General features: G+C 62.4%; 13 protein-coding genes. 11 read left to right on the forward strand and 2 right to left on the reverse strand.

What is annotated here, in order from left to right; translation table 11 throughout:
* Window positions 1–55: 55 nt before the first annotated feature.
* From LDN82_RS07470 to LDN82_RS07515, 10 genes are all read left to right on the forward strand, one after another.
* Window positions 56–2,032, forward strand: coding sequence for an amino acid transporter (locus LDN82_RS07470; RefSeq protein WP_224166918.1), 1,977 nt, complete (start codon window positions 56–58; stop codon window positions 2,030–2,032).
* An 18-nt stretch (window positions 2,033–2,050) separates the two neighbouring features.
* The gene (locus LDN82_RS07475) at window positions 2,051–2,449 is read left to right on the forward strand and encodes a hypothetical protein (protein ID WP_224092085.1); all 399 of its coding nucleotides are present in this window, start codon (window positions 2,051–2,053) and stop codon (window positions 2,447–2,449) included.
* A gap of 93 nt (window positions 2,450–2,542) precedes the next feature.
* A complete protein-coding gene (locus LDN82_RS07480) occupies window positions 2,543–3,355 on the forward strand; it encodes a hypothetical protein (RefSeq protein WP_224166919.1) in 813 nt (270 codons plus the stop codon).
* On the forward strand, window positions 3,352–4,533 hold the full coding sequence (locus LDN82_RS07485) for a hypothetical protein (RefSeq protein WP_224166920.1): 1,182 nt from the start codon (window positions 3,352–3,354) through the stop codon (window positions 4,531–4,533). The genes LDN82_RS07480 and LDN82_RS07485 overlap by 4 nt, the downstream gene beginning before the upstream one ends.
* The gene (locus LDN82_RS07490) at window positions 4,523–6,004 is read left to right on the forward strand and encodes a potassium transporter TrkG (protein WP_224166921.1); all 1,482 of its coding nucleotides are present in this window, start codon (window positions 4,523–4,525) and stop codon (window positions 6,002–6,004) included. The genes LDN82_RS07485 and LDN82_RS07490 overlap by 11 nt, the downstream gene beginning before the upstream one ends.
* 202 nt (window positions 6,005–6,206) lie before the next feature.
* Complete coding sequence (locus tag LDN82_RS07495) at window positions 6,207–7,124, forward strand: SIS domain-containing protein (RefSeq protein ID WP_224166922.1); 918 nt, start codon at window positions 6,207–6,209, stop codon at window positions 7,122–7,124.
* 8 nt (window positions 7,125–7,132) lie between these two features.
* Window positions 7,133–8,068: an ROK family protein gene (locus tag LDN82_RS07500; RefSeq protein WP_224166923.1), complete on the forward strand. Its 936-nt coding sequence runs from the start codon at window positions 7,133–7,135 to the stop codon at window positions 8,066–8,068.
* The gene (locus LDN82_RS07505; RefSeq protein WP_224166924.1) at window positions 8,065–9,066 is read left to right on the forward strand and encodes a hexose kinase; all 1,002 of its coding nucleotides are present in this window, start codon (window positions 8,065–8,067) and stop codon (window positions 9,064–9,066) included. The genes LDN82_RS07500 and LDN82_RS07505 overlap by 4 nt, the downstream gene beginning before the upstream one ends.
* Window positions 9,048–9,902 carry a class II fructose-bisphosphate aldolase gene (locus LDN82_RS07510; protein WP_224166925.1) on the forward strand — a complete coding sequence of 285 codons (855 nt, stop codon included), beginning with the start codon at window positions 9,048–9,050 and terminating at the stop codon, window positions 9,900–9,902. The genes LDN82_RS07505 and LDN82_RS07510 overlap by 19 nt, the downstream gene beginning before the upstream one ends.
* Before the next feature lie 23 nt (window positions 9,903–9,925).
* The gene (locus LDN82_RS07515; protein ID WP_224092101.1) at window positions 9,926–10,717 is read left to right on the forward strand and encodes a DeoR/GlpR family DNA-binding transcription regulator; all 792 of its coding nucleotides are present in this window, start codon (window positions 9,926–9,928) and stop codon (window positions 10,715–10,717) included.
* Between the two features lie 41 nt (window positions 10,718–10,758).
* Here LDN82_RS07515 and LDN82_RS07520 read toward each other — a convergent pair whose 3' ends face one another.
* Entirely contained in the window at window positions 10,759–11,415 is a 657-nt protein-coding gene (locus tag LDN82_RS07520; protein WP_224166926.1) for a histidine phosphatase family protein, read from the reverse strand.
* A 112-nt stretch (window positions 11,416–11,527) separates the two neighbouring features.
* On the opposite strand from LDN82_RS07520, the gene LDN82_RS07525 reads away from it, so the two are divergent.
* Entirely contained in the window at window positions 11,528–12,295 is a 768-nt protein-coding gene (locus tag LDN82_RS07525) for a type II CAAX endopeptidase family protein (protein ID WP_224166927.1), read from the forward strand.
* Window positions 12,296–12,455: 160 nt separating this feature from the next.
* Here LDN82_RS07525 and LDN82_RS07530 read toward each other — a convergent pair whose 3' ends face one another.
* Window positions 12,456–13,094, reverse strand: a complete 639-nt coding sequence (locus tag LDN82_RS07530) for a VOC family protein (RefSeq protein WP_216925364.1) — start codon at window positions 13,092–13,094, stop codon at window positions 12,456–12,458.
* Between the last annotated feature and the right edge of the window lie 90 nt (window positions 13,095–13,184).

The raw sequence follows: 13,184 nt of genomic DNA on the forward strand, positions 1-13,184 counted from the left end.
GTCGGTGTTAGCTTCGGCTGTGACCGCGGTGCATTGACCGCGCGGAAGGGAAACCATGACCACGTTGAGCAGGCCCCCGGCTGACCCGTCGGCGCCCAAGCCGGGCGGCAAAGCCGCGCTGAAAAACTGGTTGTTGTTCGGGCTCCAGGACAGCAAAGGCACGCACCAGGGTCCCGGCGGACTAACTGCGGCCAATGAGAAGAAGCATCCGTGGTGGCAGGTCATGTGCCTGACCGGCGTCGATTACTTCTCCACCTTGGGTTACCAGCCGGCAATCGCGGCCCTGGCCGCCGGTGTGATCTCACCATTGGCGACCATGGTGCTCATCGTCGTCACCCTGTTCGGCGCCCTGCCCGTCTACCGCCGCGTGGCCCGGGAAAGTCATCGCGGCGAAGGCTCCATTGCCATGCTTGAACGCCTCCTGCCACGCTGGGGCGGCAAGCTCTTCGTCCTCATCCTGCTCGGATTCGCCGCCACCGACTTCATGATCACCATGACCCTCTCCGCCGCGGACGCAAGTGCACACCTGATCCAGAACCCTGTCGCCCCAGGTTGGTTGCAGGGCCAGAACATCCTCGTCACGCTCTTCCTTCTGGCTCTGCTGGCTGCGGTCTTCCTCCGAGGTTTCAAGGAAGCCATCGGAGTGGCCGTCGTCCTCGTCGTCCTTTACCTGGGCCTGAATGCCGTGGTCGTGGCCGTAACCCTCGCCCAGGTATTCACGCACCCGGTGGCCATGGGCGGCTGGTGGAACGCGCTCTGGACCTCGCACGGGGACCCGGTCATGGTGGTGGGAATCGCCCTGCTCGTCTTTCCCAAACTTGCCCTCGGCCTGTCAGGCTTCGAAACAGGCGTCGCCGTCATGCCCCAGGTCCGCGGAGACGACACCGACACAGAGGAAAACCCCGAAGGCCGCATCCGCGGAACCCGCAAAATGCTCACCACCGCAGCTGTCATCATGAGCGGATTCCTGGTCACCACCAGTTTCATCACCGTCGTACTGATCCCGGAACAGGAATTCCAACCCGGCGGACAAGCCAACGGCCGCGCCCTGGCCTTCCTCGCCCACGAGTACCTCGGCGTGGGATTCGGCAGCATCTATGACATCAGCACCATCGCAATCCTGTGGTTCGCCGGAGCCTCCGCCATGGCCGGACTGCTGAACCTCGTCCCGCGATACCTGCCCCGATACGGCATGGCCCCAGGCTGGGCCAAAGCCGTCCGCCCCCTGGTGCTCGTCTTCACCCTCATCGGTTTCCTCATCACCTTCCTCTTTGAAGCCGACGTCGATGCCCAGGGCGGCGCCTACGCCACCGGCGTTCTTGTGCTCATGACCTCGGCAGCCGTTGCCGTCACGCTCTCTGCACGCCGGCGCAGGCAGCGAAAACGCACCATGGGCTTTGGCATCATCTCCCTGGTGTTCACATACACCACGATCGCCAATATCTTCGAACGGCCCGAGGGCATCAGGATCGCCGGAGTCTTCATTCTGGGCATCATCGTGATTTCCCTGCTCTCGCGCATCCGCCGCTCCTTCGAACTCCACGCCACACGCGTCCATCTGGATCGCCAGGCCCTGGAATTCATGTCCGACACCCTCGAAGGCCCCATCGCAATCATCGCCCACGAACCGCTGCGGCTCACCGCCGAAGCGTACCGGGACAAGCTCACTTCAGCGATCGAGGTCAGCCATCTGCCGCTGGAACAGCAAGCCATCTTCCTCGAAGTGATCGTCGACGATTCATCTGACTTCGAAACGGAACTACAAGTACACGGCGTGACGCGGCACGGGTACCGGATCCTGGAGGTCCACGGCCCCGTGGTACCTAACACGATCGCGTCCGTCCTGCTCCATATCCGGGACGTCACCGGGCTCATGCCACATATCTACTTCCGGTGGACCGAAGGAAATCCTTTCACCAATCTCCTGCGCTTCCTGTTCCTGGGCGAGGGCGAAATCGCTCCCGTCACAAGGGAAGTGCTGCGTGAGGCAGTGCCCGATGTCACCCAACGCCCGTGGGTCCACGTCGGCTGACCAAGGAGGTGTTCCCGCATGGGCCCGCATCAAGGCGATACCGACGGCGGAGTGAGGTTCGCTGCACCGCCGGACTCAGTGGAGGGTTACGGAGGACGCGGTGTAGACGGCGCAGCGTATCGCCCTCCGGGGGGCTACCTCTTCAGGGACAATGCCGGCGATACCTGGTGGATCATTTTCCAGGTATCCTCTGACCCGGCTTCTCACGGACCCAACGTTCGTGGAGACGTCCTCGGCTGCAGCGAATCCTACGAGGAGCTTGTTCACGTACGGGTGCTGGCCGCCGACGTGCTCCGTGTGGACGCTGATGCCGCCTTCCGCCAAAAGTTACCCTCCAGCTATGAGGAGGCTGCAAATGTTGCCGCGGGCATCCCGCGTGCTGGAACACAATTCCGGCGTGAAGGGGGCGGGGCGTAAAGGAACCGTAAAGGATCCCCGATTTTCCTGTTTCCACGTTTTCTCCGGTGCTACGCTCCCCGGGATCACGTCGGCAGACAGGAAGACGAGGCAGTGACAACATCGGCCCGGAAGGACATTCCGGACAGCATCCCAAACCCTGAACGCAAACGGCAATCAGGAAATCCGCTGGTGCGATGGTTGTTGGAACACCGTGTCCATCAGCCCGTCGGTCCTGAATCCGTTGAGGACCATGCCACCCAACAAAGCTGGTGGAAGGTCATGTGCCTGACGGGTGTCGATTACTTCTCAACGTTGTCCTACCTACCCGGCATAGCAGCCCTGGCAGCGGGTGCGCTTTCGCCGCTGGCGACCCTGTTAATCGTTGCTCTGACATTGCTGGGCATGCTGCCGATGTACCGAAGGGTGGCAAAGGAAAGTCCCCACGGACAGGGATCCGTGGCCATGCTGGAGAACCTGCTGCCTTTCTGGCGCGGCAAGATTTTCGTACTCGTCCTTCTCGGCTTTGTTGCGACATCGTGGATCATCACCATCACACTGTCCGCGGCCGACGCAACAGTACACCTTCTGGAGAACCCGTTCCTTCCGCCTTTCCTTGAAGGCCAAGCAGTCGCCGTGACGGTGGTTCTCCTCCTGATCCTGGGCGGGGTGTTCCTGATGGGCTTCAGCGAGGCCGTGGCCGTGGCGATCCCGCTCGTAGCCGTGTTTTTGGGACTGAACGCCATCATCATCGGCGTTGGGATCGTGGACATCGCAGCTTCTCCGGCTCTGTTGTCCTCCTGGTCCGAAGCACTGACTGCCGCGTCCGGTGGAGGCTTGGGTGGGCTGGTCTGGTCCTGCCTGCCCTTGTCGCCTTCCCACTCCTCGTACTGGGCCTTTCAGGATTCGAGACCGGCGTCAGCATGATGCCACTGGTCTCGGCGAACGGTACGACACCCGGGGAACGGCTCGCCGTCCGTATCAGGAACACCCGCAAACTCCTTACGACCGCTGCTGTCATCATGAGCGTCTATCTGATCGGCAGCAGCTTCGTCACGACCGTTCTGATACCCGCAGAAGCTTTCCGGGAAGGCGGGGCAGCAAATGGCCGTGCCTTGGCCTACCTGGCACACCAAAGGCTCGGTGAAGGATTCGGATCGGTATACGACATCAGCAGTATCCTCATCCTCTGGTTTGCCGGGGCATCGGCCATGGCGGGACTGGTCAACATCGTCCCGCGCTATCTTCCGTCCTATGGCATGGCTCCGGATTGGACCCGGGCAGTGCGCCCCGTCGTCCTCGTCTACACAGCCGTAAGCATCCTGATCACCATCGGATTCAAAGCAGACGTGAACGCCCAGGCAGGAGCTTATGCCACGGGGATCCTCGCCATGATGGTTTCCGGATCGGCTGCCGTGACGATCTCCGCCCTTCGCCGAAAACGACGGCGGGCCGCCGGCGGCTTCATAGTCCTGACTCTCATTTTGCTTTACGCCCTGATAGCGAACGTCATTGAGAAACCTGACGGACTCACCATCTCCGGCTTCTTCATCCTGGGCATCATCGTGGTGTCCCTCGTTTCCAGGGTCAGCCGGACGACCGAGTTGCGGGTGGATCGAATCCAATTCGACGAGAATGCGCGTCGTTTTATCGCAGATTCCCTCGACTATGACGGCCGGCTCAACCTCATTGCCAATCGCCCTCAAGCACGGGACGCTGCCGAATACGCGGCCAAGGAAACCGACCAGCGCGAAATGAACCCGGTACCTGGCTCCGCCGACGTCATCTTCCTCGAAATCGACGTTAGTGACCCGTCCAGCTTCAGCGATACCCTCACCGTTACCGGCGTCGAAGTTGCCGGTCACCGCGTCCTGCGCGCCCAAAGCCCCGCCGCGCCGAACGCGATCGCTGCGATCCTCCTGGCTCTCCGCAACGCCACAGGCGTTCGTCCCCACGCCTATTTCGAATGGTCCGAAGGCAACCCCCTGGCACACCTGATGCGCTACCTGCTGCTGGGCCGCGGCGACACCGCTCCTGTGGTCCGGGAAATCATCCGCGAAAACGAACCCGACCCCGACCTTCGGCCAGGCATCCATGTCGGCTAACCCCAAGCCGTCGGCTAACCCCAAGTCATCGGCCAACCCAAAGCCGAACCGGACCCCTGGACCACCCCAGGCTGGGAACGGCAACACACGCCTGCGGTGGAAGCGCCGGGACCCACAGACACGGCGTGAGAACGTCTTTGGGCGCGCCCTTTCGCACCCAGTCCGCTCAGTACCCCTCGCTTTCCTGGCGGTCATCCTCCTCGGCGCAACCCTGCTGATGCTGCCTGTCTCCCGCAACGGCACTGATCCAGCCTCGCTCATGACGGCCCTGTTCACCGCCGTGTCCGCGACGTGTGTCACGGGCCTGATTACCGTTGACACGGCAACCTATTGGACCCCTTTCGGGCATGTCGTGATTCTGGCATTGATCCAGGTTGGCGGGTTCGGCATTATGACCCTCGCGACCCTGCTGGCCCTGCTGGTCCGCAAAAGCATCGGCTTGCGCGGCCAGCTTGTTGTGCAGTCGGAAACGCACACCCTCAATCTCGGGGATGTCCGCTCCGTGCTGTTCCGGGTTGCCCGGATCATGGTCGTTTTTGAGGCGGTAACGGCTGCAGTCCTGGCTGTCCGGTTCTGGTTCGCCTACGACTCCAACCCAGCTGTTGCGCTATGGCATGGCGTCTTCCACGCAGTGTCAGCCTTCAACAACGCCGGGTTCGCGCTCTACAGCGACAACCTGATCAGTTTCCGCGAAGATCCTTACATCCTGGTCCCCATCTGCCTGGCCATCATTTCAGGTGGTCTCGGCTTCCCCGTCCTCATCCATTTGCTCAACGGCGGGGGACTGCGGGTCCGTAACTGGACGGTTCATTTGCGCCTTACAGTCTTCGGTACGGTCTTCCTGCTCATTGCCGGCTTCGTTTTGTTCGCCGCGTTCGAATGGAACCGGGCCGAAACGCTGGGGCCGCTGTCCCTCCCGGGGAAGATCGTCGGTTCCCTCGCCGGAAGTGTGTTCCCGCGCACTGCGGGATTCAACAGCATCGACTACGGGGTGGCCTCACCAGAGACGCTGATGGTCAGCGACATTCTGATGTTCATCGGAGGGGGTAGCGCTGGAACTGCGGGTGGAATCAAGATCACCACTTTCCTCCTCCTGGCGTTCGCCATCTGGAACGAAGTCCGGGGCCGGGACGATGTGACCATAGCCCACCGGTCCATTAGCCCTGCCTCGGTTCGGCAGGCCCTTTCGGTAGCCCTGCTCGGCATTGCTGCGGTCATTACCGGAACCATGCTGCTGCTCATGTTCACCGACTACAGCCTGGAGAAGGTCCTGTTCGAATCCATCTCGGCGTTCGCCACGGTTGGCATGAGCACAGGAATCACGTACAACCTTCCTCCATCGGCTGAGTGGGTACTCATGGTTCTGATGTTTACGGGCCGTATCGGGACCGTCACGGTCGCTTCCGCACTGGCGCTGTCCTCCCGCCCCCGCCTGTTCAACCTGCCCGAAGAACGGCCCATCATCGGCTAACAGGGACAGGTTGGACGCTCGCTGCTCCGCTTCACTGTTTCCTGCACTGTTTCCGCTCGCCGGACCGCACGAGCGTTCTGACTACTGGCGCGCCCAATTGCCTGATCCACTCCAGTAGATGATCCTTGTGAGATCGAAATTGATCGTTTAGTGTTTCTATAGATCATAAAACGTCACTGGATGAGCAGGAGTGAAACACACGATGAGCGAGAACACACTGGGCGCCTTCATGGAAGAAGAGCTGGTATCACAGCCCGACGTCTGGCAGCGGGCCATCGACCAGGCCGGTGCTGAGAAGTTGCTTCCCGCCGACGGTCAGCGGATCGCCGTCATCGGCTGTGGCACCTCCTGGTTCATGGCCCAGAGCTATGCTGCCGCCCGTGAATCCGCGGGCAAAGGCGTGACTGATGCCTTCGCGGCGTCGGAGGCTTTCCTGAACAGCAACAGTGTGGATCGCCAGTACGACGCCGTTGTGGCCATTACGCGGTCCGGCACCACCAGTGAGGTGCTGGAGATCCTGACGGGGCTGAAGGGCATCGTCCCCACTGTCGCCATCATTGGCGATACGGCGTCTCCAATCGCTCACCTGGCCGATACCGTGATCGGACTCCCGTACGCAGATGAGCGATCCGTGGTGCAGACCAGGTTCGCTACCTCGGCACTGGTGTACTTGCTCGCCAGCCTTGGCATTGACCTGAAGCAAGCTATCGAAGACGCAAGGGACGCAGTGACAGGTCCCGTGCCGCAGGAACTCCTGGATGCTGAGCAATTCACCTTCCTCGGTACCGGATGGACGGTTGGCCTGGCCCACGAGGCAGGACTTAAGATGCGCGAAGCCGTGCAGGGCTGGACCGAGTCCTACCCGGCCATGGAATACCGCCATGGTCCCATCTCCATCGCTGCGCCAGGACGCGTGACCTGGCTGTTCGGCGCACAGCCGGAGGGCCTTGACAAGGACATGGCTGCTACCGGTGCCCTTTACATCCACACGGACAAGCACCCGCTGGCTGAACTGGCCCGCGTCCACAAAGTAACCCTTGAACGTGCCCGCGTCCGTGGGCTGAACCCGGACCTGCCCCGTAACCTGACGCGCTCCGTCATTCTCGACCCCTCCGCCTAGGCCCCGTCATGGTTCTTGGGCAGGCAGAATCAGCGGTCCTGGCCTTCGACGTTGGTGGTACAGACGTCAAGGCCGGACTCGTGGATGCCTTCGGAAACGTCCTGGGCATGCGCCGGGTACCCACGCCCCTGGATCCAGCGCACCCAGGGGAAGCGGTGCTGGACAGGCTCGCAGGGCTCGCTGATGAGCTCGCATCCGAGTTTCCGCACATCCCGGCCAAAGCAGCGGGCGTCATCGTCCCTGGCATCGTGGATTCCGTGGGAGGAATCGGGATCTACTCCGCGAACCTCGGGTGGCGTAACTTCCCGTTCACTGCTGAGGCCGAGAAGAGGCTGGGGCTTCCCGTGGCGTTCGATCACGATGTCCGCTCCGCCGCTGCCGTGGAACACGCTTTCGGCGGATCCAAGGAGTTCAACGACGTCGTGGTCATGGTGGTGGGCACAGGAATCGCCGCCGCAGTCTTCTCCGGTGGTGTGGCCGTCACCGCCGGTGGTTTCGCCGGCGAACTCGGCCACGCCCAGGTACCGGACCCCGACGCCGGAACTGACGCAACAGGGGCCACCATCCTCGAGGCCGTGGGTTCGGCAGGCGCCATCGCCAAACGGTACAGCAGGAAGTCGGGGAATGCCGTGGACGGTGCCCGCGACGTCCTGCTCCGGTCCCAGAAGGGAGATGCCGTAGCTGCCCGTGTGTGGGCAGATGCCGTGGACGCCCTGGCCTTCACGATCTGCCAGTGCGTGAACATCATCGGCACAGAAGCGGTAGTGATTGGGGGAGGCCTGGCCGAAGCAGGCGAGGACCTTCTCGAACCGCTCCGTGCCCGGGTTGACCAAATCCTGGACTTCCAACGACGCCCACGCCTCATCCAGGCCCAGCTTGGCCAGGACGCCGGACTCCTTGGAGCGGCATTGAACGCACGAGCGCTCCTGGATGGTGCGCGATGACCGCTCCGGACGCGGCCCGCAACGGCACGTCCCCAAATGCCGCAACCCGGATTGTCACCGTGACCCCCAATCCGGCCATCGACATGACCTACACAGTCCACGGAATCACCGAAGGCGCCAGCCACAGGGTTCCCACACCCATCAGCCGTGCCGGGGGTAAAGGGCTCAACGTTGCCAGGGTGGTTCACCAAGTAGGCCATCCCGTGCTGGCCATCGCTCCTACCGGAGGAGCCGCGGGCCAGACCCTGGCCGCTGAACTTTGGACGAGCGGGGTGCCGCATGCGCTGGTGTCTGTCGCCGCCGAGACACGCCGCAGCATCGCGCTCGTGGACACCCTCGCCGGCGAAACCTCCATCTTCAACGAGGAGGGCCAGGCACTCCTGCCGGACGATTGGCGCTCGCTGACCGCCGCCGTCGTTAAAGCCCTGCACGGCGATGACGGAGAAGGTCCGGCCGCTGTGCTGGTGGGGTCCGGCAGCCTGCCACCGGATGCACCCGCCGATTTCTACCCGTCCCTGGTGAAGCTGGCACACGACGCCGGCATCCCGGCCATCATTGACACCTCTGGACCCGGAATCATCACCGCAGCCCAGGCGGGTGCCGATGTCCTGAAACCCAATCACCACGAGCTCGCGGAAGCCACGGGGGAGCCGGGTGTGGAAGCCGCCGCACTCTCGCTGATTGCCATGGGCGCCCGGACGGTCCTCGTCAGCGCCGGTGCGGACGGAATGCTCGCCTTCGACCACGCAGCGCCCGGCGGGTACTGGAGTGCCCGCCTCCCCGGGCCCCTAAGCGGCAACCCCACAGGGGCGGGCGACGCCGGTGTGGCGGCTGCCGCCGTCGCCCTCGCCGAAGGCATTACGGAACCCCGCGAGATTCTGCGCCGGGCCACAGCCTGGTCCGCCGCGGCGGTGCTCATGCCTGCAGCAGGCGAGATTTCGCCCAGGTGCCAGGAACTTGAAGAACAACTCATCGTGACATGGAAGGAGACCCGGTGACCCTTGTCAGCACGCGGGAATTGATGGACAAGGCCGCGGCCAACGGCACGGGCCAAGGCGCGTTCAACGTCATCCATGTGGAAACAGCGGAGGGACTGGTGGCGGGCGCCGAGACAGCGGGAGTTCCACTGATCCTGCAGATTTCGGAAAACTGCGCCAAATACCACGGCGGACTGGAACCGATCGCGGTGGCGGCTTTGGCGATCGCCCGCGAAGCATCAGTGCCCGTCGCCGTTCACCTGGACCATGCCGAATCCGAGGACCTCGCCATCGCGGCCGTGGACCTGGGCTTTGGCTCCGTGATGTTCGACGGCGCGCACTTGCCCTACGAATGGAACGTCGAAGTCACACAACGGGTAGCCCGCTACGCCCACGAGCGAGGCGTTTACGTGGAGGCCGAACTCGGCAAAGTGGGAGGCAAGGACGGCGCCCATGCACCCGGTGTCCGTACCGACCCCGCGGAGGCGCAGGCGTTTGTTGAAGCAACGGGTGTAGATGCGCTCGCCGTCGCCGTTGGATCCTCCCACGCCATGACCGAACGCAGCGCCGCATTGGACCTGCACTTGATCACGCGGCTGAAGTCTGCTGTCGGAAAACCACTGGTCCTGCACGGCTCTTCAGGCGTCACAGACGACATGCTCGTAGCCGCAATCGGGGCAGGTATGACTAAGATCAACGTATCCACACATTTGAACGGGTTCTTCACCCGTGCCGTCCGTGAGTACCTCGATGCCAACCCCGCAGTGGTGGATTCCCGGAAGTACATCAAGGCCGGCCGGGACGCACTGGCGCTGGAATCCGCACGTATGCTCACGCTGTTCGCCAAAGCGAAATAGCCAGACCCCGCGAAAGGCTCGTCATGACCCGCACCGATCGGCTGACTGCCATCCTTGACCTCCTGGCCGAATCCGGCCATGTGGAAGTCGAGGACATCGTGACGCGGCTTGGCGTGTCACCGGCCACGGCACGCCGGGACCTGGACAGCCTTGCGAAACAGCGCCTGCTGAGCCGTACCCGCGGTGGCGCCACCACCGGATCCGTTGCATACGATCTCCCGGGCCGTTATAACCGTGACGACCACGCCCTGGCCAAGCAGGAGATCGCCCAGGCGGCATCGGCCCTGATCCGCCCCGGAGCCGTGATCGGCTTGAGCGGGGGAACCACCAACACGGCGCTGGCGCAGCTGTTGTCCACCCGTGAGGACCTCAACGCACCGTCCAACAGGCCAACCCTCACGGTGGTGACCAACGCGATCAACATTGCCTCGCAGCTCGCCGTTCGTCCGAACATCAAGATCATGGTTACCGGAGGCATCCTGAATCCGCGTTCCTACGAGCTCGTGGGGCCCTACACCGACGTGATCATGCAGAAGGTTGCCCTGGACATTGCGTTCATTGGGGTCAACGGTGTTGACCCGGACCTCGGCCCCACGATCACCGATGAAGGCGAGGCCATGGTGAATACCGTCATGGCGCGCCGGGCCACTGAATCCTACGTGGTGGCTGACTCCTCGAAAGTAGGTCGCCGCTCCTTTGCGGCCATGGCAGGGTATGACTTCCGGCACCTCATCACGGACGCCGGGATCAGCGCTGAAGATAAGGCCGCGTTTGAAGCCAAGGGCACGGAAGTTATCGTCGCACCTGCCAACTAACCGGTCCTGCAACCAACCGGTCCCGTAACCAGCCGTTTCCGCTAGAAACGCATTCTCGGCGCGTGAAGCACTGAATCGTCAACATCCCTTGGCACCCACTGGCTGAACGGTTTGTCCAGGCTGTACTGGCCGTCGTCGGTCCTTACCAACGTTCGGAGTTCGGCGTTGTCCGGGTTGTTCAGCGATTCGAAATACTCAACAGTCCAGTGGAACCAGCGCATGCAGAACAGCCTCATGGTCAGTCCATGAGTGACTAATAGGGTATTTGGGGCATACGTCGGCTTTTCCCAATGGCGGTAAAGGGTCTCCATGAACGAGGACACGCGGTCGTAGACATCCGAGCCTGACTCGCCCTCGCGGAACCTGTAGAAGAAGTGGCCGTAAAGGTTGCGCAGCTCCTTCTGGTCCTCGATCTCCCCGGCAATCTGAAAGTTGGCCCAGTCCTGCTCACGGAGCCTGGGTTCTTCGATGACGCGCTCGATCAGCGGTCCCAGGTCCAACGCCTCAAGAGTCTGGTACGCCCGCAAATAGGGGGAGACATAAACACAGACCTGCTCGCCGTCGAGCTTCCGCCGAAGGGCTTCGCCCGCTATCCGGGCCTGTTCAATTCCGGGTTCGGTCAGCGGAATGCGGTAGTCCGGCACACGGTTGTAGATTGACGTGTCGGCATTCGCGGCCGACTGGCCGTGCCGGATCATGAAGATTCTCCCTGGGGCACTCATCCCACCAAGCATAGGGTCTGCCTACGGATGGAGCGGGAACGTGCACAGTTCACGGCAAAGTGGCAGGAACTGCAGGCAAGATAGGTACATGCTCCTTGCTTCCCGCCGCCGCCTGCGCGCCGAAGTACTCATCGTACTGGGCCTGTCTTTGGGCCAATCAGCTGTGTATTCCGTGGTGCAGCTCCTGGACAAGATGACGCGGGCGCCGCTGTCCGAGGCAACCTCCACTCTTAACAGGTCCCAAAGCACCCGCGAGTACTTCGACCTCACGTATCAACTGTTGGACATTGTCTTCGCTTTGGTGCCGGTGGTCCTGGTGTTCTATTTCCTGTCATCGCATGCCCAGGGTGGGCGGGAAGGCGCAAGTGGCTTTGCCCGGCTGGGGTTCAACTTCGCACGCCCCGGCAAGGACCTTTTGCACGGATTGGGACTCGCGGCAGTCATTGGCATCCCGTCACTTGGCTTGTACGCGGCCGGCCGTGCCCTGGGAATCACCACCGCCATTGTGCCCAGCGGCCTGGAGGCTTACTGGTGGACAGTGCCTGTGTTGATTCTCTCCGCGATTCGCCACGCGATCGTTGAGGAAGTGATCGTCGTGGGATACCTCATGGACCGTTTCGGAAAATTCGGTTGGAGCACGCCGCTGGCCATTGTCGTGAGCGCGGCCCTTCGCGGCAGCTACCACTTGTATCAAGGCTTCGGGCCGTTCATCGGCAACTTCGCCATGGGCTTGGTCTTCGCCTGGATCTATACCAAGACGAAGCGGGTGATGCCTTTGGTCATTGCGCATGCGCTGCTGGACATCGTCGCGTTCGTTGGCTTCAGCCTCTTCGGCAAGGCGATAGGCCTGGGCTAGACAGCCGTGGAGCCAGGGCACCGTTAAAGAGAAATTCGGCCGCCATCGGTGGGTGACGTCGTTGGCACCCGCTGATGGCGGCCGAAGCTTGACCGGACACACTGGACCTGTGACCCAACATGCTGGACTGGAGGGGACCAGGCCCCAGGGAAGGTGTGCGTCAGATGGTGACGGCGCCGGATGCGGTTTCGAAAGTGACGGACATGATGCCAGGCGTACCGTGCGGGGCCATCCACTGGACAGCGACGTCCTCAAGCGGCTTCTCGACGGGCTCGCCCAGCCATTCGGTAACGCGTTCCGCCGAGCCTGCAATGGTGAGGCTGGACATCTTGACGTCACTCTCATAGACCTTGGACGGGTGCAGTGAGGGATCGCCCTCCCACTTGAGCAGGTAAGGCACCTGGGGATCGGCGATCAAGCCGAGAATGCCGATCTGCTGCCATACGAGTTCGCGGCCATCCGGGAACTTGCGGTTGCCCGGAACTGCGGACCGGCCGAGGCGTTCCTCGAAGGGGGCGAGGTCGTCAACGGCGACGCACCAGCCCATCCAACCGCCGCCTGCCGCCGAGCGTGCGCGGACTGCCTGGCCAAAGGGTGCCTTGTCGGAAGCAGGGTGGTCCAGGACCTCTACGACTTCCAGGTATTTGTTATCCGCCAAGGGAATGATCATGTTCCGGGTACCGAAGCGCGGGTGCACTCCGCCCCGGACTGCGTCCACTCCCAGAGCTGCGGAAATTCGTTCGGTGGTGGCCAAAAGGCCATCTCGTTCACAAGCGTAAGAGACGTGATCCATGCGCATGGCTTCATCTTGGCACTTTGTGATCGGGGTCTCAGCTAAGGGAAGCCTTACTAACATGGGATGTTATTGTGCGCCGCCGGAACGCTTCAC

The sequence above is a fragment of the Arthrobacter sp. StoSoilA2 genome (assembly GCF_019977195.1).
GTDB lineage: Bacteria > Actinomycetota > Actinomycetes > Actinomycetales > Micrococcaceae > Arthrobacter.